The sequence below is a fragment of the Pseudomonas cannabina genome, assembly GCF_900100365.1.
In the GTDB taxonomy this organism is placed as follows: Bacteria; Pseudomonadota; Gammaproteobacteria; order Pseudomonadales; family Pseudomonadaceae; genus Aquipseudomonas; species Aquipseudomonas cannabina.
Genome location: NZ_FNKU01000001.1, coordinates 1,852,930 through 1,878,583, shown reverse-complemented (window position 1 = coordinate 1,878,583; position 25,654 = coordinate 1,852,930). Strand labels below are relative to the sequence as shown.

14 protein-coding genes and 2 pseudogenes are annotated in these 25,654 nt (G+C 60.0%); 12 read left to right on the top strand and 4 right to left on the bottom strand.

What is annotated here, in order from left to right:
- Nucleotides 1–86: 86 nt before the first annotated feature.
- Nucleotides 87–1,004, bottom strand: a complete 918-nt coding sequence (locus BLT55_RS08740; RefSeq protein WP_055000522.1) for a LysR family transcriptional regulator — start codon at nt 1,002–1,004, stop codon at nt 87–89.
- Between the two features lie 185 nt (nt 1,005–1,189).
- Between BLT55_RS08740 and BLT55_RS08735 the strand changes: the two genes are divergently transcribed.
- Complete coding sequence (locus tag BLT55_RS08735) at nt 1,190–2,419, top strand: acyl-CoA dehydrogenase (RefSeq protein WP_055000523.1); 1,230 nt, start codon at nt 1,190–1,192, stop codon at nt 2,417–2,419.
- A gap of 12 nt (nt 2,420–2,431) precedes the next feature.
- On the opposite strand, the gene BLT55_RS08730 is transcribed toward BLT55_RS08735, so the two are convergent.
- Nucleotides 2,432–3,775 carry a substrate-binding domain-containing protein gene (locus BLT55_RS08730; RefSeq protein WP_055000535.1) on the bottom strand — a complete coding sequence of 448 codons (1,344 nt, stop codon included), beginning with the start codon at nt 3,773–3,775 and terminating at the stop codon, nt 2,432–2,434.
- 138 nt (nt 3,776–3,913) lie between these two features.
- Nucleotides 3,914–4,726, bottom strand: a complete 813-nt coding sequence (xthA, locus tag BLT55_RS08725; protein WP_055000524.1) for an exodeoxyribonuclease III — start codon at nt 4,724–4,726, stop codon at nt 3,914–3,916.
- 187 nt (nt 4,727–4,913) lie between these two features.
- On the opposite strand from xthA, the gene BLT55_RS08720 reads away from it, so the two are divergent.
- The 11 genes and pseudogenes from BLT55_RS08720 (at nt 4,914) to BLT55_RS08670 (ending at nt 24,922) form a co-directional block, all read left to right on the top strand.
- Nucleotides 4,914–5,585 carry a GNAT family N-acetyltransferase gene (locus BLT55_RS08720; protein ID WP_007251846.1) on the top strand — a complete coding sequence of 224 codons (672 nt, stop codon included), beginning with the start codon at nt 4,914–4,916 and terminating at the stop codon, nt 5,583–5,585.
- Between the two features lie 59 nt (nt 5,586–5,644).
- Nucleotides 5,645–7,369 (top strand): annotated as a pseudogene (locus BLT55_RS08715) (autotransporter assembly complex protein TamA).
- A 5-nt stretch (nt 7,370–7,374) separates the two neighbouring features.
- Nucleotides 7,375–11,051: pseudogene (locus tag BLT55_RS08710) on the top strand (translocation/assembly module TamB domain-containing protein).
- 103 nt (nt 11,052–11,154) lie between these two features.
- Complete coding sequence (locus BLT55_RS08705) at nt 11,155–12,072, top strand: LysR family transcriptional regulator (protein ID WP_055000525.1); 918 nt, start codon at nt 11,155–11,157, stop codon at nt 12,070–12,072.
- A gap of 89 nt (nt 12,073–12,161) precedes the next feature.
- Nucleotides 12,162–12,662, top strand: coding sequence for a thiol peroxidase (gene tpx, locus BLT55_RS08700; RefSeq protein ID WP_007251850.1), 501 nt, complete (start codon nt 12,162–12,164; stop codon nt 12,660–12,662).
- 149 nt (nt 12,663–12,811) lie between these two features.
- Nucleotides 12,812–14,107 (top strand): MdtA/MuxA family multidrug efflux RND transporter periplasmic adaptor subunit, encoded by a 1,296-nt coding sequence (locus BLT55_RS08695; protein WP_055000526.1) that lies wholly within the window; start codon nt 12,812–12,814, stop codon nt 14,105–14,107.
- Nucleotides 14,104–17,214 (top strand): MdtB/MuxB family multidrug efflux RND transporter permease subunit, encoded by a 3,111-nt coding sequence (locus BLT55_RS08690; protein WP_055000527.1) that lies wholly within the window; start codon nt 14,104–14,106, stop codon nt 17,212–17,214. Before BLT55_RS08695 ends, BLT55_RS08690 begins: the two co-directional genes overlap by 4 nt.
- The gene (locus BLT55_RS08685) at nt 17,211–20,315 is read left to right on the top strand and encodes an efflux RND transporter permease subunit (RefSeq protein ID WP_055000528.1); all 3,105 of its coding nucleotides are present in this window, start codon (nt 17,211–17,213) and stop codon (nt 20,313–20,315) included. Before BLT55_RS08690 ends, BLT55_RS08685 begins: the two co-directional genes overlap by 4 nt.
- On the top strand, nt 20,312–21,775 hold the full coding sequence (locus BLT55_RS08680; protein ID WP_055000529.1) for an efflux transporter outer membrane subunit: 1,464 nt from the start codon (nt 20,312–20,314) through the stop codon (nt 21,773–21,775). The genes BLT55_RS08685 and BLT55_RS08680 overlap by 4 nt, the downstream gene beginning before the upstream one ends.
- Nucleotides 21,776–21,943: 168 nt before the next feature.
- Nucleotides 21,944–24,061, top strand: coding sequence for a putative bifunctional diguanylate cyclase/phosphodiesterase (locus BLT55_RS08675; protein WP_074800304.1), 2,118 nt, complete (start codon nt 21,944–21,946; stop codon nt 24,059–24,061).
- Between the two features lie 114 nt (nt 24,062–24,175).
- Nucleotides 24,176–24,922, top strand: coding sequence for an SDR family oxidoreductase (locus BLT55_RS08670; RefSeq protein ID WP_055000536.1), 747 nt, complete (start codon nt 24,176–24,178; stop codon nt 24,920–24,922).
- 47 nt (nt 24,923–24,969) lie between these two features.
- On the opposite strand, the gene BLT55_RS34740 is transcribed toward BLT55_RS08670, so the two are convergent.
- Nucleotides 24,970–25,326 carry a hypothetical protein gene (locus BLT55_RS34740; RefSeq protein ID WP_375233510.1) on the bottom strand — a complete coding sequence of 119 codons (357 nt, stop codon included), beginning with the start codon at nt 25,324–25,326 and terminating at the stop codon, nt 24,970–24,972.
- Between the last annotated feature and the right edge of the window lie 328 nt (nt 25,327–25,654).

Genomic DNA, 25,654 nt, shown 5'->3' with positions numbered 1-25,654 from the left:
TGACGTATGCGTCAAGCTACAAGCCTCAAGCTACAAGCCTCAAGCTACAAGTCAGGAGCTTGAAGCTTGAAGCTTGCCCTGGCTCCTCACACTTTTTCTTGGGCGACGACCCGTTGGGCCAGCTCGATGATCTGCTCGCGCATCCAGCGGTTGGCGGGGTCCTGATCGGTGCTTTCGTGCCAGTAGAGGTGGGTTTCAACCGAGGGAACATCATTGATCGGCAAGTACACATAATGCAGATCGTTACGCCGGGCGAAGCGCTCCGGTACGGTCATGACCATGTCGGTCTGCTGCAATACCTGAATGGCCATCAGGTAGTGCTGCGAGCGTAGCGCAATCTTGCGCTGGATGCCCATCTTGCCCAGTGCCAGGTCCACGTGGCCCAGCCCGCTACGGCGGCTGGAAATATGAATGTGCGCCTGCGCCAGATAATCATCCAGCGTCAGCGCGGTCTTGCCCGCCAACGGGTGGCCCTTGCGCATGCTGCACACGTAGCGGTCTTCCATCAGCTTGACGTGACGCACCTGCGGGTCGGTATTGAGCGGCGCGTCCACGGCGAAGTCCAGCCGACCGGCTGCGAGTTCCTTGGTGGTTTCACGGCGCTTGAACAGAAAACTTTCGATAGTGACGGCAGGCGCCAGGCGTCGCAGCCGCTGGAACAGCACAGGCAGGATCACCGCCTCGGTCAGGTCGGTCATGCTGATGCGGTAGTTCTTGTTGGCCTGCAACGGATTGAATATACGGCTTTCCTGCACCGACACCCTGAGCAGCGAAAGCGCATTGCGCACCGGACCGATGATGTTCTGCGCCATCGGCGTCGGCACCATGCCCTGTGCCGTACGCACGAACAGCGGGTCGTTGAACGTCTCGCGCAAGCGCGCCAGCGCGTTGGAAACGGCGGGCTGGGTAATGCCGACGATCTGCCCGGCGCGGGTCAGGTTGGCCTCGGTGTAGATGGCGTCGAAGACAATGAATAGGTTGAGATCGACCTTGCTCAGGTTCATGGGTTGGGCGCCTCGTACTGTTATTGTGGTTCGCTGTTGATCAGGACTGGGCGTGATACAGCATTGAAGAATCATATATGGGTTATGAATGTTAATACACGCTGAGAATAGATTAGATAAATGACTGGAGGTTCTCTAGCATCCGCGTCACAACATCGACATTCTGATCGAAAAGGTAGCGGCCCATGGATTTCGCATACTCCCCGAAGGTGCAGGCACTGCGTGAGCTCGTCACCGCGTTCATGGAGGCTTACGTTTATCCCGCCGAGCCGGTCTTCGAGCAGCAAGTGGCCGAGGGTGATCGCTGGCAGCCCACTGCGATCATGGAAGAACTCAAGGCCAGGGCCAAAGCCGAAGGGTTGTGGAATCTGTTTTTGCCGGAGTCCGAACGAGGGGCCGGGCTGAGCAATCTGGAATACGCACCGCTGGCGGAAATCATGGGCCGTTCCATGCTGGGGTCGGAGCCATTCAACTGTTCTGCGCCTGACACCGGCAACATGGAAGTGCTGGTGCGCTATGCCAGCGAGGAGCAGAAACAACGCTGGCTCGAACCGCTGTTGCGCGGCGAGATTCGCTCGGCCTTTGCCATGACCGAGCCTGATGTCGCGTCGTCGGACGCCACCAATATGGCCGCGCGCGCCGAACGTGTCGGCGAGGAGTGGGTCATCAACGGACGTAAGTGGTGGACCTCCGGGGCCTGTGACCCGCGCTGCAAAATTCTGATTTTCATGGGCCTGAGCAATCCCGACGGGCCGCGTCACCAGCAGCATTCGATGATTCTGGTGCCGGTCGACACGCCCGGCGTGAAGATCGTCCGGTCACTGCCGGTCTTCGGATATGACGACGCACCCCACGGGCACGCCGAAGTGCTGTTCGACAACGTCCGCGTGCCTTATGCGAACGTGCTGCTGGGCGAGGGTCGGGGTTTCGAGATCGCCCAGGGGCGGCTGGGTCCTGGGCGTATCCACCATTGCATGCGCTCCATCGGCATGGCTGAGCGAGCGCTTGAGCTGATGTGCAAGCGTGCCATCGACCGCGTGGCGTTCGGCAAGCCGCTGGCTAGGCTGGGTGGCAATGTCGATAAAATCGCTGACTCGCGGATGGAAATCGACATGGCCCGGCTGCTGACCCTCAAGGCCGCTTACATGATGGATACTGCGGGTAACAAGGTCGCCAGAAGCGAAATTGCACAGATCAAAGTGGTTGCGCCCAACGTCGCTCTGAAAGTGATCGACCGGGCGATCCAGATGCATGGCGGTGCCGGGGTTTCCAGTGATTTCCCGCTGGCTTATATGTACGCCATGCAGCGCACCCTGCGGCTGGCCGATGGCCCGGATGAAGTGCACCGGGCGGCGGTCGGCAAGTTCGAACTGGGCAAGTACTTGCCTGCGGACCTGTCGCGCAGCCGTTCCTGAGCCGCGAGCGAACTACTGCACCCAGACTTCGACGCGGCGATTCTTGATCCGGCCGTCGTCAATATCATTGGTCGCCACCGGCATCTCGTCGCCCAGCCCGAGGATGTCACGGAAGGTCACGCCGCTCTTCAACAGTTCGCGGCGCACGGCCATGGCCCGCAGCCGGGAAAGCAGGGCGGCACGCGCCGGGTCGCTCTTGGCGTCACCGAAGCCGACCAGCGTCACATGTTGGTCGAGCCGGTCATTGGCTTTCAGGTAATCAACGACGCGCTTGAGGTCCTGCTGGGCCTTGTTGTCGAGCCGGGCGCTGCCCTGGGCGAAGCGAAAGTTGACCGAGAGTCGCTCGGCCTTGCGGGTCAGTGCCTGATAATCGGCCGGCATCTGTGCCGTCGGCTGAACCTTGAGCGCCTGCACGGTTTGCGCGACAAACCCTTCCTGAGCGACGATGGCCTGACCTTCGGGGCTTTGCGCAAAGCGCACCAGTGCCTGCGCCCAGCGTTGATGCGCAGCGGGCGGAACGTACAGATAGAGCCGCCGCGACAGCGGGTAATCCTCGGTAGCGACCAGGCTGGTGGTCGGCAGCATGGGCCGCGATTCACCGTCGGCAATCGCTACCGCTCTGGCGCGCCTGATTGACGGCAGGCCGGTAAAGCCTACGCCATTGGGGTCTTTGCTGACCTCATCGGAGAGCTGCTCGCTGGACTCGAAGCGTACCGCAGCGCTGGACAGGTTCTTGCCATATTTGGCCAGTACCAGTTCCTTGAAGGTTTCGTAGGTGCCGGACTTTTCATCGCGTACATACAGATGAATCGCACCAGGATTGCCGCCCACTTCGCTCCAGTCCCTGACTTCGCCGCTGAAAATGCGTGCCAGTTGCTGAGTGTCCAGCTGCCGCAACGGGTTGCCGGGGTGCACGATCACCGCGACGCCATCGATGGCGATGATTTGTTCACCGGCAGCGCTCTTGAGATCGCCAAGGCCGGCCAGCTCTTTGGCTTCCTGGTCCTTGATGGGCCGCGAGGAGGCTGCGATGTCTGCTTTACCGGCCTTAAGTGCCGTGAACCCTGTGCCTGAGCCATGCGCGGCGACCTCGATGCTGACCGTTTGACCTGTTGCGGCCACGCCGGTCACTCGTTGTTCGTTGAGCGCAGCACCTGGCAAGGTTTGCACCGATTGCAGGCCTTGTAGGCGCAGCAGGCCTTCGACCAGAGCCGGTCCGAGTTCGGCATTGATGGTGTTGGAGCCTTGAATACGCAAGGTGGGTGCGTCGCCTGTGGGTACGGGCAGCGCCGCCAATGCAGCGAAGGGCAGGGTGGCGCTCGACAGGATCAGCGCCGTTAGCAGAGCGCGCAGCATCGGCGTCACCATGGATCACGGAAGGGTGACGGGAGATTAAGACAAGGAGGTTGCTGGAATATGACAGTTAAGCGATTAATGCACTGTCAGACGTCGATCTGCCTGTTCAGGCAGGCAGATCGGAAAGCGAATGCCGGATCAGGTCAGTTCGAGCCAGATAGGCGCATGATCCGACGGTTTTTCCATGCCGCGCAAATCGTAGTCGACGCCCGCTGCTTTGATGCGCGGCTGCAAGCCGGTCGAGGTCATGACCAGATCGATACGCAGGCCACGCTTGGGCTCGTCTTCAAAGCCGCGGCTGCGGTAGTCGAACCAGCTGAAGCGGTCGCTGACCTCAGGGTGCAGGTAACGGAAACTGTCCACCAGGCCCCAGTTTTTCAGGCGCTCCATCCATTCGCGTTCTTCCGGGAGGAAGCTGCACTTGCCCGTCTTCAGCCAGCGCTTGGCATTGTCGGCGCCGATACCGATGTCGCAGTCTTGCGGTGAAATGTTCACATCCCCCATCACGATCAGCGGCTGCTCGTTGCTGAAGCGACTCTCCAGCAGTTGCTGGAGATCTTCATAAAAACGCTGCTTGGCCGGAAATTTGGTCGGATGATCGCGGCTTTCGCCCTGCGGAAAATAGCCGTTCATGATGATGATTGGCTGACCGTTGCTGTCTGCGTAGGCGCCCCAAATGAAACGCTTCTGGGAGTCCTCATTATCGCCCTCGAAGCCTTTGTGCAATTCCAGTGGTGCATTGCGCGACAGCAGAGCGACCCCGTAATGGCCTTTCTGGCCATGAAAATGGACGTGATAACCCAGCGCCTCAATGCCCGCATGGGGGAATTGCTCGTCCGACACCTTGGTTTCCTGAAGACCTATCACGTCAGGCTGATGCTTTTCGATCAGTGCCGCCAATTGATGCGGTCGAGCGCGCAGCCCGTTGATGTTGAACGAGACGATTTTCATAAAACAGCGGTCCTGAGCAAAACAAACTGCGATGCTAGCTGACCTGCCGATCGAGAACCAGCGTCGTCGGGCATGATGGCAGCGGCGGGGCGGACAATTCGTTTGAACTGTTCTCAATTGCCATCACTCGAAAGCCTGCTGCCAAAACCGCTGCGCCAGACGCAGTTCCGTTAACACGAGGCCCTTTATGTCCCTACCTGTTGCCATCACGGGCGAAATCCGCCAACTCGACAGCGGTTATTCCCGTGAAACCCGCGCCTTGTTGTTCAGGGCTTACCGGCATGACCCGACGTTCGCCTACCTGTTCAACGCCGAGCGCGAAGGGTACGAGCAACGCGTGCTGGCGACCATTCGCCATCTGGTCAAACAGCATTTTCTGCAAAACCAGCCTGCGCTGGGTCTGTTTCTCGAGGATCGCCTGGTCGGCGTAGCCTTGGTCGCGCCGCCGCAGCGTCGTCTGGGCGTTACCGAAAGCTGGGCCTGGCGCTTGCGCATGGTCATGGACACCGGCCTCGGCTGCACTCAGCGCTATCTGGCGTATTACAACGCGGTACTGGCCTGTGTGCCGACCGAGACCGCGCATGTTCTGCCGCTGATCGGGCTAGATCCGGAATATCAGGGCCAGAAGCTCGGTCAGGACTTGAGCGAGCAATTGTTGGCGGCCTTGCACGACTGGTGCGCGGTAGACGAAAACTCGCAGGGTATCGTCGTCGACACCGGAAACCCTCGTTATTTCGAGTTCTACAAGCGACAGGGCTACGAGGAAATAGGCGAGATCGCTGTAGGGCCGGTCCGAGAACATGTGTTCTTTCATCCGAACCCTCAGGTTTCACTGCCGGTTCCTGACGCAGTGGCTTGAATATCCGCCAATTCGTGGGCTTCTAGTGCGGCCTGTCGATCGTGATAGCATCCACGGCCATGAAAATGTTCAGACTCTTCAGCAGCCTGGTCCTGATGTCCATGAGTGCAACGGCGCTGGCCGAGGCGCGCCTGGACGTCAGGGTCGAGCCCGGCAATCCGCAACTCAAGGCCAACGTGGAAGGCTATGTGGGCGATCTGGGGGAGCGCGACGTCAAAGCCCTGCGCAATTTCAGCCTGGGTGCCGAGCAACAGGCAGAGAAGGCTGCCCAGGCGCTTGGCTATTATCAGGCGCAGATCGACAGCGAAATCCAGGACGGCCCCGAGCCGCGGCTGGTCATCAAAATCAAGCCGGGCGAGCCGATTCACCTGCGTAACGTGGTCATTCGGGTCGATGGCCCCGCCGCGTCCCTTGCTGCATTCAAAGTGCCGAAAAGCGACGCGCTGAAAACCGGTGCAGTGTTGAACCACGGCAATTACGAAGACGCCAAGCGCCTGATTCAGAATCAGGCATCGCGCTTTGGCTTCTTCAGCGGTCACTTCACCCGCCAGAGGCTTGCCATCGACCCGCGCGCGGGCGTCGCCGACATCGAGCTGGTCTATGACAGCGGCCCGCGTTACACGCTTGGCCAAGTGAAATTCAGCGGTAACACGCCCTTCGACGAAGACCTGCTCAAGCGCATGGTGCCCTTCAAGGAGAACACACCTTACGACTCGCAATTGATTGCCGAACTGACTCAGGACATGCAGGCCAGCGGCTACTTCGAAGGCGTCCGCGTCGACGCAGTACCAACGGCGGCGGTGAATGATGTCATTCCGGTCACCGTTCAGCTCGAGACCCGCAAACCGCGCACCTTGGGCCTGGGTCTGGGCTATTCCACAGATGTTGGGCCACGCGGCAAAGCCAACTGGACCCGGCATTGGGCCAACCCGCAGGGCCATAGCTACGGCTTCGAGTCGGAAATTTCCGCGCCACGGCAGAACGTCGGCCTATGGTACGACGTGCCGCTCGATCCGCCGTTGACCGACAAAATGCGCTACGCCGGCGGTTATCAGTACGAAGAGATCGCTGGCACCGATAGCCTCAGCAAGCTGCTGACTGCCGGGCCGGAATGGCACAGCAAGCTGCCCAGCGGCTGGGAGCGGGTCATTTCCCTGAAGTGGCAACGCGAAGAATATCGACTGGGTGACGATTCGGGCCTCAGCACGCTGTTGATGCCCGGCATCAGTTACTCGTACTTGCGCAGTGACAATCGGATCGACCCGAGCCAGGGCTATCGACTGCAATTCGAGACGCAGGTGGCCAAGGAGGGCATGTTGTCGGACGCCAACCTGGTGCATGCCAATGTGTTGCTCAAAGGCCTGACGACAGTCGCCCAGAACCATCGCCTCCTCGGCCGCGTGCAATTGGGCGGCAACCTCACTGACGGTTAGACCTCGATACCGCCTTCGCTGCGCTTCTTTGCCGGTGGTGATCAGAGCGTGCGCGGCTACGACTACCAGAATCTCTCACCGACCAACTCTGACGGTGATCGCATTGGTGGTCGATACATGTTCGCGGGCAGTGTCGAGTACCAGTATTCGATTGCCGAGAAGTGGCGGCTGGCGACCTTTGTCGATCAGGGCAACTCGCTCAATAACCTCGACAGACCCGATCTGAAAACCGGGGTCGGCTTCGGTGTGCGCTGGGTTTCGCCGGTAGGGCCGCTGCGTCTCGACCTGGCGCACGGGCTGGACGATGACGGTGGAATCCGCCTGCATTTTTCGATGGGACCGGAACTTTGAACAGGGTGAACATGAAGCGCGGCGCGAAAGTTCTTGGTTTGAGTCTGATCGCGCTGCTCGTGCTGATCGTTGTCAGCGCCGGGTTGCTGCTCGGCACCTCATCCGGCAGCCGCTGGGCGCTGGCGCGTGTGCCCGGGCTGCAACTGGAAAATTTTCAGGGCCGGCTGGGCGGGCAGTGGCGCGCAGATCGATTGCTATGGCAGCAGGGCGAAGACCGCGTCGAGGTTCAGTCTGCCGATTTTGAATGGTCGCCTGCCTGCTGAAAATGACACTGTGCATTGATCGCCTGCATGCCGGACACGTCCTGTTGCACTTCCCGCCGAATGCCGAGCCCGCTACTGACAGCCCTGTCAATCTGCCGACCCTCAATCTGCCGTTGTCGCTGCAACTGGGCGATGTACAGCTGGGTAGCCTGCAACTGGACGGCGTCGAGCAGTTACGTGATCTGAAGCTGGTGGCCCACTGGACCGCCGACGGCCTGCAGATCGACAGCGCGCATCTGCAACGCGACGCGCTGATTCTCGATCTCAACGGTCTGCTCAAGCCCGAAGGTGACTGGCCGTTGAGCGTCAAAGGGCAACTGCAACTGCCGCCGCAGGATGGCCAGCCCTGGACGCTGGCGCTGGATATTCAAGGCGAGGTGCTCAAGACCCTGCAACTCAAGGCTGACAGCAGCGGCTATTTGCCGGGCGTCCTGAGTGGCGAGCTGCAACCCTTGACCGAACACCTTCCCGCCCGGCTGAAACTGACCTCGGAGCACTTCAAACCCAGCTCCGCACTGCCCGATACGCTGCAGCTTGACCAATTGCTGCTGACGGCCGAGGGTAACCTCGACACGGGCTATGCGATCAACGGCACGGCGAACCTGCCCGCGGAGAAAGGCCCGATTGCGCTGGCATTGCAAGGCCGTGCAGATGCCAAGGGAGCCACCATCGCCGCGCTGGATCTCAGCGCCAGTGACCAGCAGCGCCTGGCGATCAATGGCACGCTGAATTGGCAAAGCGGGTTTTCCGCAGATGCCAGCATCGACTGGCTGGATTTCCCCTGGCAGCGGCTTTATCCGCTGCCCTCCGAGCCGCAAGTGTCACTTCACAGCTTCAAAGGCGAAATTTCTTACACTGATGGCAATTATCTGGGCAATTTCAACGCCAGCCTGAAAGGACCGGCCGGTGCGTTCACGCTGGTCAGCCCGTTCAGCGGCAATCTGCAGGAAATTCACCTGCCACAACTAGAACTGGTCGCAGGACAGGGCAAGGCCGGTGGTCATCTGAACCTGAAGTTTGCTGACGGCATTGGTTGGGACACGGCACTTGACCTGACCGCACTTGACCCTTCGTTCTGGGTCGCCGAGCTGCCCGGCAAGCTGGCCGGTCCGTTACGCAGCCAGGGACAGTTCCGCAACGAGCAGCTTGAACTGACCGCCGATCTGGACTTGAAAGGTCGTCTGCGAGGCCAGCCCGCCTTGCTGCAAGCCAAGGCTGATGGCCGGGACCAGCAGTGGAATGTCAGCAGCTTGAATATCCGCCTCGGCGACAACCGCATTCAGGGCGCAGGCAGTCTGCAACAGCGTCTCAAGGGGCAGTTTGACCTTGATCTATCGCGTCTGGCCCAACTGTGGACGCGCTTGCAGGGGCAGGTCAAAGGGCGGCTCGACCTGGCGGGAACGCTACACGCGCCAGAGGGCAAACTGGCGTTGCAGGGCAGTCAGCTCGCCTTGCAGGACAATCGCCTGCAAAGCCTGACGCTCGACGCCAGACTTGACCCGGCGCAGCGCGCAACCATCAGTCTCAAAGGCGCAGGCATTCAAGCGGGCGACACGGCCTTGGGCACCTTGCTGGTCGACGGGCAGGGCACGCTGAAAGCCCAGCAGATGAAGCTCGATTTGCAGGGCCCGCTGCTCAAGCTGGCAATGGCGCTGGAGGGCGGGCTCGATCAAGGCAACTGGCGCGGTCGTCTGGCCAGTGGCAGCGTGCAGAGCGGCGGTCAGAACTGGCGTTTGCAACAGCCGGCAAAAATCGAGCGCCTGGCGGACGGCAGGCTCAATTTCGGCGCGCACTGCTGGCTTTCAGGGTCTGCCAGCCTGTGTGGCGGCGATCAGCGTCTGATGCCGGAACCTCGTCTGCGTTATCAACTGAAAAATTTTCCGCTCGACAGCCTGGCGCAATGGATGCCCAAGGATTTTGCCTGGAAGGGCGCATTGAATGCCGACGTTCAGCTCGACATTCCAGATGCCGGTCCCAGTGGTCAGATTTCTGTCGACGCTGGCGGCGGTACCCTGCGGGTGCCCAATAACGAGCAATGGCTGGACTTCCCGTATCAGACGCTGAAACTCAGCAGCACCCTGACCCCCAAGCGTATCGACTCGCGTCTGGAGTTCGAGGGCGGCAAACTGGGACGATTGCTGCTGAATGCGCAAATCGATCCTTTAGCCAAAGACAAGACGCTATCAGGCGACTTCAACCTTTCCGGGCTGGATATCTCGGTCGCACGGCCCTTCGCGCCGACGGTGCAGAAACTCAACGGGCGCCTGAACGGTAACGGGCGTCTGTCGGGCAGTTTGCTGGCGCCTCTGGTCAATGGCAGCGTCAATCTGGAGGGCGGTGAAGTCGTGGGGCCCGAATTGCCGATGGAGTTGCATGACCTCAAGGTCCAGGCGCTGATCGCTGGCGAAAGCGTGCAGATCAACGGTGGCTGGAAAAGTGGCAGTACCGGTCACGGCACCCTGGGCGGTCAGGTGGCCTGGGGGCAGAACCTGACGGTGGACGTCAGCCTCAAGGGTTCGCAACTGCCGATCAATGTCGAACCCTATGCTGCGGTGGAAGCCGCTCCTGATCTGAAAATATCCATGCAGGGCGACCGGCTGGCGATTTCCGGCAAGGTGCTGGTGCCCAAGGGGACGATTACCGTGCGCGAGTTACCGCCGTCTACGGTCAAGCTGTCGGGTGACACGGTGATCGTCGGTCAGCAGACCGAGAAAGGTGCACCACCGCTGGCGGTGGGGATGGATATCGATGTCATCGTCGGGCAGGACAAGCTCAGCTTCAGCGGCTTCGGACTCACCGCCAATCTGGCCGGACGTGTCCACATTGGCGATGACCTGGACACTCGCGGCGAACTGAACCTTAACGACGGACGTTACCGCGCCTATGGGCAGCGCTTGACCATCCGCAAGGCAAGGCTGCTGTTCGCCGGGCCTGTCGATCAGCCGTATCTGGACATCGAAGCCATCCGGCAAACCGATGATGTGATTGCCGGCATTCGTCTGAGCGGCAGTGCCGAACAGCCTACCACCGAGGTGTTCTCCGAACCGGCCATGAGCTAGGAGCAGGCCTTGTCCTATCTGGTCATGGGCAGGCCGTTGAGCACCTCGGGCGAAGACAACAACATGGTCGCTCAGGCAGCGCTGGCACTTGGCGTGGCGGGCAGCTCCTCGACCACCGGCAAACTTGCCGATAATCTGGGCATCAAGGATTTCGAGCTGGATACCTCGGGCACTGGCGACAAGACCAACGTCGTGGCCAGTGGCAAGATTACCGAGAAGCTCAGCCTGCGCTATGGCGTGGGTGTTTTCGAACCGGCCAACACCATTGCCTTGCGTTACCTGCTCAGTAAACGGGTTTACCTCGAAGCGGCGAGTGGTGTTGCCAGTTCGCTGGATATTTTCTATAAAAGGGACTTCTGAAGAGGGGCAGGCGCCTGGTGATGCCTGAACCTTTGCGCAACCGGTTTACCCTGTTAAAACAGTGTGATCCTTTACACACCTTGTCCTCAGGCTTCCGGCAATCATGGATCGATTCAACGCCATGCGCGTATTCACCCGTATCGTCGAGCTGGGCGGCTTCGCAAAAGCTGCTGACAGCCTGCACCTGCCGCGTGCGTCAGTGACAATTTTGATCAAGCAACTTGAGGCGCATCTGGGCGTGCAATTGCTGCAGCGCACTACGCGCCAGGTCAGCACCACGCCGGACGGCAAGGCCTACTATCAGCGCTGTGTCAGCCTGCTCGCCGATCTGGACGACGCCGAAGCAGCATTTTCGGCCAAGGGTGCCGAACCCAAGGGCTTGCTGCGGATTGATTTGCCGGTGAGCCTCGGCCGGATGGTGGTAATCCCGGCCCTGCCCGAATTCACCCGGCGCTACCCGCAAATCAGTCTGGAAATCGGCATGAGCGACAGGCCGGTCGACCTTATTCGCGAAGGCGTTGATTGTGTGCTGCGCGCAGGCGCTGCCTTGGATGACACACTGGTTGCGCGGCCGTTGGGCAGTCTGACCCAGATCACCTGCGCCAGTCGCGACTATCTGGACCGATATGGCACGCCCTTGGACCTGCAGGATCTCGCGCAGCACCAGGTGATCGAATATTTCTCGGCCAGCACCAGTAAACGTTATGGCCTGGAGTTCATGACCGATGGCTGTGGCGGTGATCACGGCATGACCTGCTCGGTCTCAGTCAACAGCGCAGACGGTTATGTAGCGGCCTGCGAGGCGGGGTTTGGCCTCGTGCAGGTGCCTCGTTATCACATTGCGACACAACTGCGCAGCGGTGCACTGGTCGAGGTGTTGCGGGAATATCGCCCACCCGCCTTGCCGTTGACCGCACTTTATCCGCCGCATCGGCAATTGTCGCGACGGGTGAGGGTCTTCGTTGATTGGCTGGTTGAATTGTGTGAACACCCGGATATCCGGGACAGACTGGTTTCCTGAGAAAATTCGGACTTTTCCGATATAGGCCGAACGGCACTTTCGTGTTTAACTTCCGGCTCTTTACCCATTTTAAAAAAGGAATATGTTTCATGGCTCAAGTAACCCTCAAAGGCGGCCCTGTTCAAGTCAATGGCGAGCTGCCTGCAACTGGTAACAAAGCACATGATTTCACCCTGACCGCTGCCAATCTCGCCGACGTGACCCTGGCTGACTTCGCCGGCAAGCGTAAAGTGCTGAACATCTTCCCGAGTGTCGATACCCCGACCTGCGCCACGTCGGTGCGCAAGTTCAACGCTCAGGCCAACGAGCTGAGCAATGCAGTCGTGCTGTGCATCTCCGCCGATCTGCCGTTTGCCCAGGCGCGCTTCTGCGGCTCTGAAGGCCTGGAAAACGTACAGAACCTGTCCTCGTTCCGCAGTGCCGATTTCAGCCAGAACTATGGCGTTGCCATTGCCGACGGCCCGTTGAAAGGCCTGACCGCCCGTGCAGTGGTCGTGCTGGACGAAAACGACAATGTTCTGCACAGCGAACTGGTCAAGGAAATCGCTGAAGAACCGAACTACGACGCTGCATTGGCTGTATTGAAGTAACATTCTGCAACCTGTTGACGGCCTGAAACCCTTCAGGCCGTTATTCTGTTCGTGCTTTGTACGTTTATTAAGTAAGCACTTGGTAAAGGCGCTGTGCTTGTCACGTATCTGTGCCTATTGTTCTGCCTTCCGAAGATCCCCCCACCGTAATGGTTGATTTATTCATGCAATCGTCTGGCCCTCGTAAATCCCGTCGCTGGTTGATCAGTTTGTTGGTCCTGATGGTCATTGTTGCCCTGTGCTGGTGGCTCTGGCCCGCAGCCACGTCCGGCAAGGGGGGCGAGAGCAAAAAAGCCGGCGTCGGTGGCGTGGCCCGACCCGGGTTCGGTGCTTCGGCGGTGCCGGTGCGCGTGGCACCTGCGACCGAAGGCGACTTTCCGATCTATTACAAGGCGCTTGGTACCGTGACGGCGATGAACACCATCAACGTACGCAGTCGGGTGGCGGGGGAGCTGGTCAAGATCTATTTCCAGGAAGGTCAGACGGTCAAGGCCGGTGACCTGTTGGCAGAAATCGATCCGCGCAGTTATCAGGTCGCCTTGCAGCAGGCCGAAGGTACGCTGGCCACCAACCAGGCGTTGCTCAAGAATGCTCAGCTCGATGTGCAGCGTTACCGTGGGCTATTTGCCGAAGACAGCATCGCCAGGCAGACGCTGGACACGGCCGAGTCGCTGGTGAATCAGTACCAGGGCACGATCAAGACCAATCAGGCCGCGGTAGCGGAAGCGAAGCTGAACCTGGACTTCGCCCGCATCCGCTCTCCGATTGCCGGTCGTGTGGGCCTCAAACAACTGGATGTGGGCAATCTGGTCGCCGCCAATGACACCACTGCGCTGGCAGTGATCACCCAGACTCGGCCCATCTCAGTCAATTTCACGCTGCCCGAAAAAGACCTGTCCAAGGTCATCGCCCGTTATCGCACCGGCGAAAAGCTGCCCGTCGAAGCATGGGACCGCGGCGACACGAAAATGCAGGCTGTCGGCGTACTCGCCAGCCTCGACAACCAGATCGACGTTGCAACCGGCACGCTGAAATTCAAAGCCCGTTTCGATAACGATAACGAAATCCTGTTCCCCAACCAGTTCGTCAATGTGCGACTGCGCGCAGATACGCTGAAACAGGCGATTCTGGTGCCGATCGCCGCCGTGCAGTTTGGCACCGACGGCACATTCGTCTATGTGCTCGACGGCGACAAGAAGGTCAAACTCAAACTGTTGAAAACCGGTCCGAGTGACGAAACCTCGACGGTGATCACCGAAGGGCTTGCCGTCGGCGAGCGGGTGGTGCTCGAGGGCACCGATCGCCTGCGCGATGGCGCCGAAGTGGAAGTGGTCAACGACAGCAAGGACGTACCGGCAGGCCCGGGCCAGAAGTTGCACGGCAAGCCGGACAGCGGCACTGACAAGTCGGCAGCGCTTGGCAAGGTGGAAAAACCAAACGTATGAACATGTCACGCCTGTTCATCCTGCGTCCGGTAGCCACCACGCTGAGCATGCTGGCCATCGTCCTGGCCGGTCTCATCGCCTACACCTTGCTGCCGGTTTCGGCCTTGCCGCAGATGGACTATCCGACCATTCGCGTGATGACGCTGTACCCCGGTGCCAGCCCGCAGGTAATGACCAGTTCGGTGACTGCGCCGCTGGAGCGTCAGTTCGGACAGATGCCCGGGCTGACCCAGATGGCGTCCACCAGTTCGGGGGGCGCGTCGGTCATCACCCTGCGTTTCAGCCTCGACATCAATATGGACGTGGCCGAGCAGCAAGTGCAGGCAGCGATCAACGCAGCCACCAACCTGCTGCCAACCGATCTTCCGGCGCCTCCGGTCTACAACAAGGTGAATCCGGCCGACACGCCGGTGCTGACCTTGGCAATAACTTCGAAAACCATGCTGTTGCCCACCCTGAATGATCTGGTCGATACGCGCATGGCGCAGAAAATTTCGCAGATCAGCGGCGTCGGCATGGTCAGCATTGCCGGCGGGCAGCGTCAGGCAGTCCGGATCAAGGTCAATCCCGAGGCGCTGGCTGCCAATAGTCTCAATCTGTCCGATGTGCGCACGCTCATCAGTGCGTCCAACGTCAACCAGCCCAAAGGCAACTTTGACGGCCCGACCCGGGTATCGATGCTCGATGCCAACGATCAGCTCAAGTCTCCCGAGGAGTATGCCGACCTGATTCTGGCCTACAAGGACGGCGCACCGCTGCGTCTGAAGGACGTGGCGGAAATTGTCGGTGGTGCGGAGAACGAACGGCTCGCCGCCTGGGCCAACCGCAGTCAGGCAGTCCTGCTGAACATTCAGCGCCAGCCGGGGGCCAACGTGATCGAGGTCGTCGACCGGATCAAGGCCCTGCTACCCAGCATCACCAACAACCTCCCGGCAGGTCTGGACGTTGTGGTATTGACCGATCGTACCCAGACCATCCGCGCCTCGGTGACCGATGTTCAGCACGAACTGCTGATCGCCATCGTGTTGGTGGTGCTGGTGACGTTCCTGTTTCTGCGTCGTTTCAGCGCGACCATCATTCCTTCCGTTGCCGTGCCGTTGTCGCTGGTCGGCACGTTCGGCGTCATGTACCTCGCCGGTTTCTCGATCAACAACCTGACGCTGATGGCGATGACCATCGCCACCGGCTTTGTGGTCGACGACGCCATCGTCATGCTGGAAAACATCTCCCGGCATATCGAGGAGGGTGAAACGCCCATGCAGGCCGCGCTAAAGGGCGCCAGGCAAATCGGGTTTACCCTGATTTCTTTGACCCTTTCGCTGATTGCAGTCCTCATTCCGCTGCTGTTCATGGCAGATGTGGTCGGACGTCTGTTTCGCGAGTTTGCCATTACCCTGGCGGTGGCCATCCTGATCTCGCTGGTGGTCTCGCTGACGCTGACCCCGATGATGTGCGCGCGCCTGCTCAAGCGCGAGCCGAAGGAAGAGGACCAGAGCCGCTTCTACAAAGCCAGCGGCGCCTGGATCGACTGGCTGATCGATGTCTATGCGGGCAGGTTGCGCTGGGTGCTCAAGCATCAGCCAGTGACGCTGCTGGTTGCCATCGCCACCCTGGCCCTGACCGTACTGTTGTATATCGTGGTGCCCAAGGGGTTTTTCCCGGTACAGGACACCGGCGTTATCCAGGGCATTTCCGAAGCGCCGCAGTCGGTCTCGTTCGCGGCCATGAGTCAACGTCAGCAGGCGTTGGCCGACATTATTCTCAAGGACCCGGCGGTGGTCAGCCTGTCTTCGTATATCGGTGTCGACGGCGACAACGCAACTCTCAACAGTGGACGCCTGCTGATCAACCTGAAAACCCACGGCGAGCGTGATCTGACCGCCAGCGAAGTCATCCAGCGTCTGCAGCCGCAAGTCGACAAGCTGTCGGACATCCGCCTGTTCATGCAGCCGGTGCAGGACCTGACCATCGAAGACCGGGTCAGTCGCACCCAGTACCAATTCAGCATGTCATCCCCCGATGCCGAACTGCTGAGCAAGTGGAACCAGACGCTGGTCGATGCGCTGAGCAAGCGCCCCGAGCTGACCGACGTCGCCAGTGACCTGCAGGACAAGGGCTTGCAGGTTTTCCTGAATATCGACCGCGATGCGGCCAGCCGGGTCGGCGTAACGGTGGCGAATATCACCGACGCGCTGTATGACGCCTTCGGCCAGCGGCAGATATCGACCATCTACACTCAGGCCAGCCAGTACCGCGTGGTGTTGCAGGCGGCTTCCGCCAGTGAGCTTGGTCCTGCGGCGCTTGAGCAGATTCACGTCAAGACCACCGACGGCGCGCAGGTAAAACTGTCGAGTCTGGCCCGGGTAGAGCAGCGTCAGGCCCAGTTGGCGATTGCGCACCTCGGGCAGTTTCCGGCCGTGATGATGTCCTTCAACCTTGCGCCCGGCGTGGCCTTGGGCAAGGCGGTGGAGGTCATCGAGCAGGTGCAGAAGGACATCGGCATGCCGATCGGCGTGCAGACCCAGTTTCAGGGCGCAGCCGAAGCGTTTCAGGCATCGCTGTCCAGCACGTTGTTGCTGGTGCTGGCGGCAGTGGTGACCATGTACATCGTGCTGGGCGTGCTCTACGAGAGTTACATTCACCCGATCACCATTCTCTCGACACTGCCTTCGGCGGCGGTCGGGGCCTTGCTGGCGCTGTTGATCAGCGGCAACGACCTGGGAATGATCGCGATCATCGGCATCATTCTGCTGATCGGCATCGTCAAGAAGAACGCGATCATGATGATCGACTTCGCTCTGGATGCCGAACGCAACCGTGGCGTCGATCCGGAAACGGCGATCTACGAGGCAGCGTTACTGCGTTTTCGGCCGATTCTGATGACCACGCTGGCGGCGCTGTTCGGCGCCATCCCGCTCATGCTGGCCAGCGGTTCCGGTGCCGAATTGCGTCAGCCGCTGGGGCTGGTGATGGTCGGCGGGCTGTTGCTCAGTCAGGTCCTGACGCTGTTTACCACGCCAGTGATCTACCTGTATTTCGACCGTCTCGGTCAGCGCTGGAGTCGTAAACCCGCTGCTCCGGACCGTTCGCTACAGGCAGACGCATGAACCTGTCCGCGCCCTTCATCCGCCGTCCCGTTGCCACGGTCCTGCTGAGCCTGGCGATCATGCTGCTGGGCGCGGTCAGTTTCAGATTGTTGCCGGTAGCACCGTTGCCGAACATGGACTTCCCGGTCATCGTGGTCTCCGCCAGCCTTGCCGGGGCCAGCCCGGAGATCATGGCCTCCACCGTGGCAACGCCGCTCGAACGCTCGCTGGGCAGCATCGCCGGGGTCAACACCATGACCAGCAATTCGAGCCAGGGCACGACTCGCATCATTCTGCAGTTCGATCTCGACCGCGACATCAATGGCGCGGCGCGCGAAGTGCAGGCGGCCATCAACGCGTCACGCAACCTGCTGCCCAGCGGGATGCGCAGCATGCCGACCTACAAAAAGGTCAACCCGTCCCAGGCACCGATCATGGTGCTGTCGATGACCTCGAGCGTGCTGGAAAAGGGCCAGTTGTACGATCTGGCTTCGACCATCCTGTCCCAGAGCCTGTCGCAGGTGTCGGGGGTGGGCGAGGTGCAGATCGGAGGCAGTTCGCTGCCTGCAGTGCGCATCGAGCTCGAACCGCAGATGCTCTCCCAGTACGGCGTCTCGCTGGATGACGTGCGCACCGCGATTACTGCCAGCAACGTGCGCAGACCGAAGGGGCTTGTCGAGGATGACCTGCATAACTGGCAGGTTCAGGCCAACGACCAGCTGGAAAAAGCCGCCGACTATGCGCCGTTGATCATTCGCTACAAGGATGGCGCGACCCTGCGCCTGAAGGACGTTGCCAAGGTCAGTGATGCGGTGGAAGACCGCTACAACAGCGGCTTCTTCAATTATGATCAGGCGGTGCTGCTGGTCATCAACCGTCAGGCTGGCGCCAACATCATCGAAACGGTGGCGCAGATAAAAGCGCAGTTGCCTGCCTTGCGGGCCGTGCTGCCTGCCAGCGTCAAGCTGCAGATCGCCATGGACCGCTCGCCAGTGATCAAGGCGACCCTGCACGAAGCCGAAATGACCTTGCTGATCGCGGTGATTCTGGTGATTCTGGTGGTCTTTCTGTTTCTCGGCAGTCTCGCGTCGCTCATCCCTACGTTGGCGGTGCCAGTATCGCTGGTGGGCACTTTTGCCATCATGCACCTGTTCGGCTTCTCTCTGAACAATCTGTCGCTGATGGCCTTGATCCTTGCGACCGGCCTGGTGGTAGACGATGCCATTGTGGTGCTGGAAAACATCTCCCGGCACATTCATAACGGCGTGGAGCCAATGAAGGCGGCGTTTCTGGGCGCCAAAGAGGTCGGTTTCACGTTGCTGTCGATGAACGTCTCGCTGGTGGCAGTGTTCATTTCCATCCTGTTCATGGGCGGGTTGGTGGAAAGTCTGTTTCGTGAGTTTTCCATCACCTTGTCGGTGGCGATCATCGTTTCATTGATCGTGTCACTCACGCTGACGCCCATGCTCTGTGCCCGTTGGCTGAAGCCCCGCGAAGCCAGCGGCGAAAATGCCTTTCAGCGCTGGAGCGAGCGGGTCAATGACCGCATGGTGGAGGGTTACGACCGTTCGCTGGGCTGGGTGCTGCGCCATCCGCGTCTGACGCTGATCAGTCTGCTGATCACCGTCGTGGTCAATATCGCGCTTTACGTGGTGGTGCCCAAGACGTTCCTGCCGCAGCAGGACACCGGGCAACTGATGGGGTTTGTCAGGGGCGACGACGGCCTGTCGTTCTCGGTGATGCAGCCGAAGATGGAGCAGTTTCGCCGTGCCGTGCTGGCAGACCCCGCTGTGGAAAGCGTTGCCGGATTCATCGGCGGCAGCAGCGGCACCAATAATGCGTTCATGATCGTCCGCCTGGTGCCGATTGCCGAGCGCAAGCTGTCAGCGGAAAAAGTCGTGGAGCGTCTGCGCAAGACGTTGCCACATGTTCCAGGCGGACGATTGTTTCTGGCGCCGGATCAGGACCTGCAATTGGGTGGGGGCCGTGAGCAGACCAGTTCGCAGTACCAATACATCGTCCAGAGTGCTGACCTGACCAGTCTGCGCCAGTGGTATCCGAAGATCGTTGCAGCGCTCAAGTCAGATCCCGAGCTGACCGCCATCGACGCCCGGGAAGGGCGTGGCGCTCAGCAAGTGACACTGGTGGTCAACCGCGACACCGCCAAACGGCTTGGCATCGACATGAGCATGGTGACCTCGGTACTCAACAATGCCTACAGTCAGCGCCAGGTATCGACCATCTACGACAGCCTCAACCAGTACAAAGTGGTGATGGAGGTCAATCCCAAATACGCACAGGACCCGGTGACCCTCGAGCAGGTTCAGGTCATTACCGCAGACGGTCAGCGTGTGCCGCTATCCAGCATCGCTCACTACGAGCGCAGTCTGGCCAATGATCGGGTTTCCCATGACGGGCAGTTCGCCGCTGAAAACATCTCCTTCGATCTGGCAGAAGGCGCGACTTTGGACAACGCCAACGTCGCCATCGAACGGGCCATTGCTGCCATAGGGCTGCCAGAGGACATCATTACCAAGACGGCAGGGACCGCCAGCGCGTTCGCCGCAACCCAGAAGAGCCAACCGTGGATGATTCTCGGGGCGCTGCTGGCGGTGTATCTGGTGCTGGGGATCCTCTATGAAAGTTACATTCACCCGTTGACCATTCTGTCGACCTTGCCGTCGGCGGGTGTCGGTGCCTTGCTGACGATCTACGTAGTGGGCAGCGAGTTCAGCCTGATCTCCCTGTTGGGGCTGTTTCTGTTGATTGGTGTGGTGAAAAAGAACGCCATCATGATGATCGACCTGGCATTGCACCTCGAGCGCGATCAGGGCATGGCACCTGAGGAGTCGATCCGTAATGCCTGCCTGCAACGTCTGCGGCCGATTCTGATGACGACCATGGCGGCGATTCTCGGTGCCTTGCCACTGCTGCTGAGTACCGCCGAAGGTGCTGAAATGCGCAAACCCCTGGGGTTGACCATCATTGGCGGCCTGATCTTCAGTCAGATCCTGACGCTCTACACCACACCTGTGGTTTACCTTTATCTCGACCGTCTGCGCCATCGTTTCAGTAGATGGCGTGGCGTGCGCACCGATGCTGCTCTGGAAACTCCGCTATGACCGAACGCCCGGCTTTCACATCCCGTCCAGAATGGCTGATTCGCCCGCTCGGGCTGGCAGTCTGTATCGCTTTGCTCAGCGCCTGCGCGGTCGGACCGGATTATCAACGGCCGACCATGGCTGCACCCCAACAGTTCAAGGCGGTTCAGGGCTGGCGGGCGGCGACCCCCGGCGATGCAATGGCCAAGGGCGCCTGGTGGCAGGTGTACAGTGACAAAGACCTGAACGCGCTGGTCGAGCGCCTCAACACTTCCAACCAGACCGTGGCTCAGTATGAAGCCCAGTATCGCCAAGCCCAGGCGCTGGTGCGCAGCTCTCGAGCGGCGTTCTTGCCGACGCTGGACCTGACGACTGGCAAGACCCGTTCAGGGCAGGGCACCGGGACGTCAAGCACCGGGACCAGCGCTTCGGGGATCCGTAACAGCCACAACGCGCAGTTGGGCGTCAGTTGGGAAGCCGACGTCTGGGGCAAATTGCGCCATGGCCTGGAAGCCGATACTGCAAACGCGCAGGCCAGCCTTGCCGACCTGGCGGCAATGCGCCTGAGCCTGCAATCGGAGCTGGTCCAGAATTACCTGCAACTGCGGGTGATCGACGAACAGAAGCGCTTGCTGGAATCCACCGTCGACGCCTATCAGCGTTCTCTGACCCTGACCCAGAATCAATACCGCGCCGGTATTTCCGGGCGTGATTCGGTCGCTCAGGCGCAGACCCAGTTGAAAAGCACGCAGGCCGACCTGATCGATCTGGCCTGGCAGCGTGCGCAATTCGAGAATGCTATTGCCGTGTTGATGGGCATGGCACCGGCAGACTTCAGCCTGCCAGCCATTGCCACGATTCCGCATTTGCCGGATATTCCGCCAGGGCTGCCTTCGCAGCTGCTGGAGCGCAGGCCCGATATCGCCGCCGCGGAACGCTCTGTGATGGGCGCCAACGCCAATATCGGGGTTGCCAAGGCAGCCTACTATCCCGATTTCACGCTGAGCATGAGCGGTGGCTATAACAGCAGTACCTTCGCCAACTGGATCAGCCTGCCGAACCGTTTCTGGTCGGTCGGGCCGCAACTGGCCCTGACCCTGTTCGACGGCGGTCGCCGTTCGGCAGAGGTCGAGCGCACCGAGGCCCTGTATGATCAGACGGTCGCGCAATACCGTCAGACGGTGCTCAACGGCTTTCAGGAGGTCGAAAACTACCTCATCCAGCTCAAGGTCTATGGAGACGAAGCGGCGGTGCGTGAGGAGGCTCTGGTGTTCGCGCGTGATTCGTTGCGCCTGACCAACAATCAGTACAAGGCCGGCCTGATCGGCTATCTGGATGTCGTCAACGTGCAGGCGACTGCGTTGAGTAACGAGCGCAGTGTGCTCAATGTACTGCAGAGCCGCTTGCTGGCCAGCGTGCAGTTGATCGCCGCGCTGGGCGGTGGCTGGGAGTCGGAGCGTGATCTGGTGTTGAAGGAGTAGCCAGCAGAAGCGGCAAAAGGCAAGTTTTCTTTAGCTATCGCTAATCCATGCAAAATTAATAGCGTACTGCCAGCTTTTTCGACCAAGTGCCGCGACATTTGGTAGCTAATGCGTACAATCAGCGCACAAGAACGGCATGGACGCACTCATTGGGCTTCAGGTGTGTTTATGTTGATTGGCAGTTATATACCCTCGCTTGTCGTTCTTTCCGTTTTTGTTGCGATCCTTGCGTCCTATACCGCGTTCGACCTCGCTGGGCGGATCATCTCGGCTAAAGGGCGGGTCGTGTATGTGTGGATTGTCGGCGGCGCGTTTGCGATGGGAGTCGGCACCTGGTCAACGCATTTTATCGGCATGCTCGCCTTCGTCTTGCCCATCGACCTCGGCTATGACGTGCCGCTCCTGCTGTTTTCGCTGGCGATGATCGTTATAGCGTCGGGATTTGCCTTGTGGCTGGTCGCGCAACCGCAGCTTTCGAGAGTGCAGCTGGTGCTGGGCGCGGTATTGCTGGGCCTGGGTATCAGCGCCATGCATTACACCGGCATGGCGGCCATGCGCATGCAGCCCGGCATCGAGTACACGCCCTTCCTGTTCGTGCTGTCCCTGCTGATTGCCATTGCCGCATCGGCGGCGGGGTTGTGGATCGCGTTCCACCTGCGCCATCACCGGCCTCGTGTGTACCTGGCTCGCGCGGGTGCCTCGGTGCTGGTGGGCATGGCAGTGGTCGGCATGCACTACACCGGCATGGCCGCGGCCAACTTTGCCGAGGGCAGTTTTTGTGGCGCATTGATCAACGGACTGAGCAGCAACGGGCTGGACAGGGTGGTGCTGGTCGCCAGCCTGACGGTCCTGAGCCTCACCCTGTTCGCCTGTATTCTGGACGCCCATCTCGAAGCCCGCACGGCAGTGTTGGTCACTTCCCTGAGCCAGGCCAATCAGGAACTGACCCATCTGGCCATGCATGACAACCTCACCGGTCTGCCCAATCGTGTGCTGCTGACGGAGCGCATCGAGCAAGCCATGGCCAGGGCCGACGAAACCGGTGGCTGTTTTGCCTTGATGTTCATGGATCTGGACGGCTTCAAGCCGGTGAACGACGCCTTTGGCCATCACACCGGCGATCTGTTGCTACGTCAGGTTGCCTTGCGTCTGCGGCAGAACGTCAATCGGCACGACACGCTGGCCAGAGTCGGTGGTGACGAGTTTGTGCTGCTCATCGAACTGGACGATCAGCAGGACGCGCTGACTGTGGCAACACGGCAGGTCAGTGAAATCAGCAATCCGTTCCTGATTGGCGAACATCAGTTGCAGATTTCGCTGAGCATCGGCATTTGCATTTATCCCGGCCATGGTGCAACCCAGCACGAACTGCTGGTCAACGCCGACGCGGCCATGTACCACACCAAAGCGGCCGGCAAGAACGGCCACAGTTTTTTTGATGTGTCGATGAACTGCAACGCCCGCAATCAATTGCAGTTGTCGCAGGATTTACGCACCGCACTCAGGCACAAACACTTCTGCCTCTATTACCAGCCTAAATTCGACGCGCTGAGCGGGCTGCCGATAGGCGCCGAGGCTTTGTTGCGCTGGAATCACCCGGAACGCGGGGTGCTAGGGCCTGATCTGTTCATTGCCATGGCCGAGAAAACCGGGCTGATCATCCAGATTGGCGAATGGGTACTGGACGAAGCCTGTCGGCAGATGCGCGAGTGGTACACCGAGGGGTACTCGCACTGGCGTATTTCAGTCAACCTGTCGGCCTTGCAGTTCCGCCATTCCGGTCTGGTTGCGACCGTCGCTGATACGCTGGCCCGGCATCAGTTGCCGGCCAACTGCCTGACGCTGGAAATCACTGAAACCACCGCGATGGATGACGCAGACGCCAGTCTCGGCGTGCTGAACAGGCTGTCGGAGATGGGCATGGACCTTTCGATCGATGACTTTGGTACCGGCTATTCTAGCTTGATGTACCTCAAGCGGCTGCCGGCCAACGAAATCAAGATCGATCGCGGTTTCGTTCGCGATCTGGAGCACGACACCGACGATGCGGCCATTGTGTCGGCAATCGTCGCGGTGGGGCAGGCACTGAATTTGCGGATCGTCGCCGAGGGCGTCGAAACCACGCTCCAACAGCGCTTTCTGACGCACCTTGGGTGCGATTCCCTGCAGGGGTTTCTGCTCGGGCATCCAATGCCGGCAGAGCAATTCCTTGAGGATATCCGCGCTGCGGAGTCAAGAATTGCGTTTGATGTGCAGGAATCGGAGGCCAAAGCGTCCGCTTTCTGAAACGCTTCGATGGCGCTGGATCGCAAACGCTGGCACGATCAGTCACCTCTGGCCGCCCTGCGGGTGTCAGGCCTGACTGATTGCCGACTTCCGGACATATTTACGAGACTGATCATGGAAAAAGTCCTCATCATCACCGGCGGTTCGCGCGGGATCGGCGCCGCGACGGCGCGTCTGGCGGCGACGCACGGTTACCGGATCTGCATCAACTACATGTCCGATCGCACCTCGGCGGAAAAGACCGCCGCGCAGGTCAGGGCACTGGGCGCACACGCAATCACGATGCAGGCCGATGTCAGCAACGAGGACGAAATCATTCGTCTGTTCGCCCGGGTTGACACCGAGCTGGGGCGTGTTATCCATCCGGTCAACAATGCGGGGACGCTGGCCCAGGCTTCGAGGGTCGAGGACATGTCGGAATTTCGCATGCTCAAGATGATGATGAACAACGTGGTCGGGCCCATGCTGTGCAGCAAACACGCTCTGCTGCGCATGTTGCCGCGACATGGCGGTCATGGCGGCAGCATCGTCAACGTATCCTCGCTGGCAGCGCGGCTTGGTTCGGCGGGTGAGTACGTGGACTATGCAGCGTCCAAGGGCGCACTGGACACCTTCACCATCGGGCTTTCCAAGGAAGTGGCCGGGGAGGGCATTCGCGTCAATGCCGTAAGGCCTGGCTTCATTTTCACCGACTTTCATGCCCTGAGTGGCGACCCGCTGCGGGTCAGCAAGCTTGAAGGCGCTCTGCCCATGGGCCGTGGCGGCACGCCGGAAGAAGTGGCCGAGGCGATTATCTGGTTATTGTCGGATCAGGCTTCGTATGCAACGGGTACGTTTATCGATGTGGCGGGAGGACGCTGAAATATCCGTAGCGACACGGGTATTTTCAGCGTCGTGCCGGCGCGCAGTCAGACCACCACGGGTGGCTCTTGGGCTGGCGGATCACCCACTGGCGGGGTGTCCTCAGGCGGGTCGATGACCGGGGGCATCGTCTGCGGCGGCTCGTTATCGGGTCTGGGCGGTGTCCCGGGCAAGACAGGATTGTCGATATTCGGATCGGGCGCTACTGGCGGAGTGGGAAGGGTCATGGTTTCAGCCTCCTTGTTGGCATTGTGTTCGACCTTCCGCGTTTTGTGATGATTCAATTGATTTGCGGTGCCGGCCGCCGCTGTAGAAAACAAATCACGGGCAGATTCGCAGCGCTTCATTTCATCGCTACATACCTTGAAATTCAATATTTCATAATTGCAGTGTTTCAAAATCACGCGTCTTCTCCGTGCCGAATGCCCCGGCAAACCTCTGCTTGCGAAACAGTGTGCGGCAACGCCGCTCGCCCATACGTCAAAGGCTCCTCAGGCGACAATTCCTGCACGTAAACGGGATTGGTCTGACGCGCTCAACCCGACTGTTTTCGATTGGGCTATGCTCTGACACGCGTTGCAGTCGGGCATAAAACCTTTGAACTTTCCCCCCGATGTCTGCTCGGAATCTAGGCAGCGAAACAGACGGGTCCTCGGGGCTCTGTGGTCGTGCGCTGCCATACCGTCAATTTTTCCATTGCATGGAATGCACAGGAGCGTCCCTGGGGCGTGA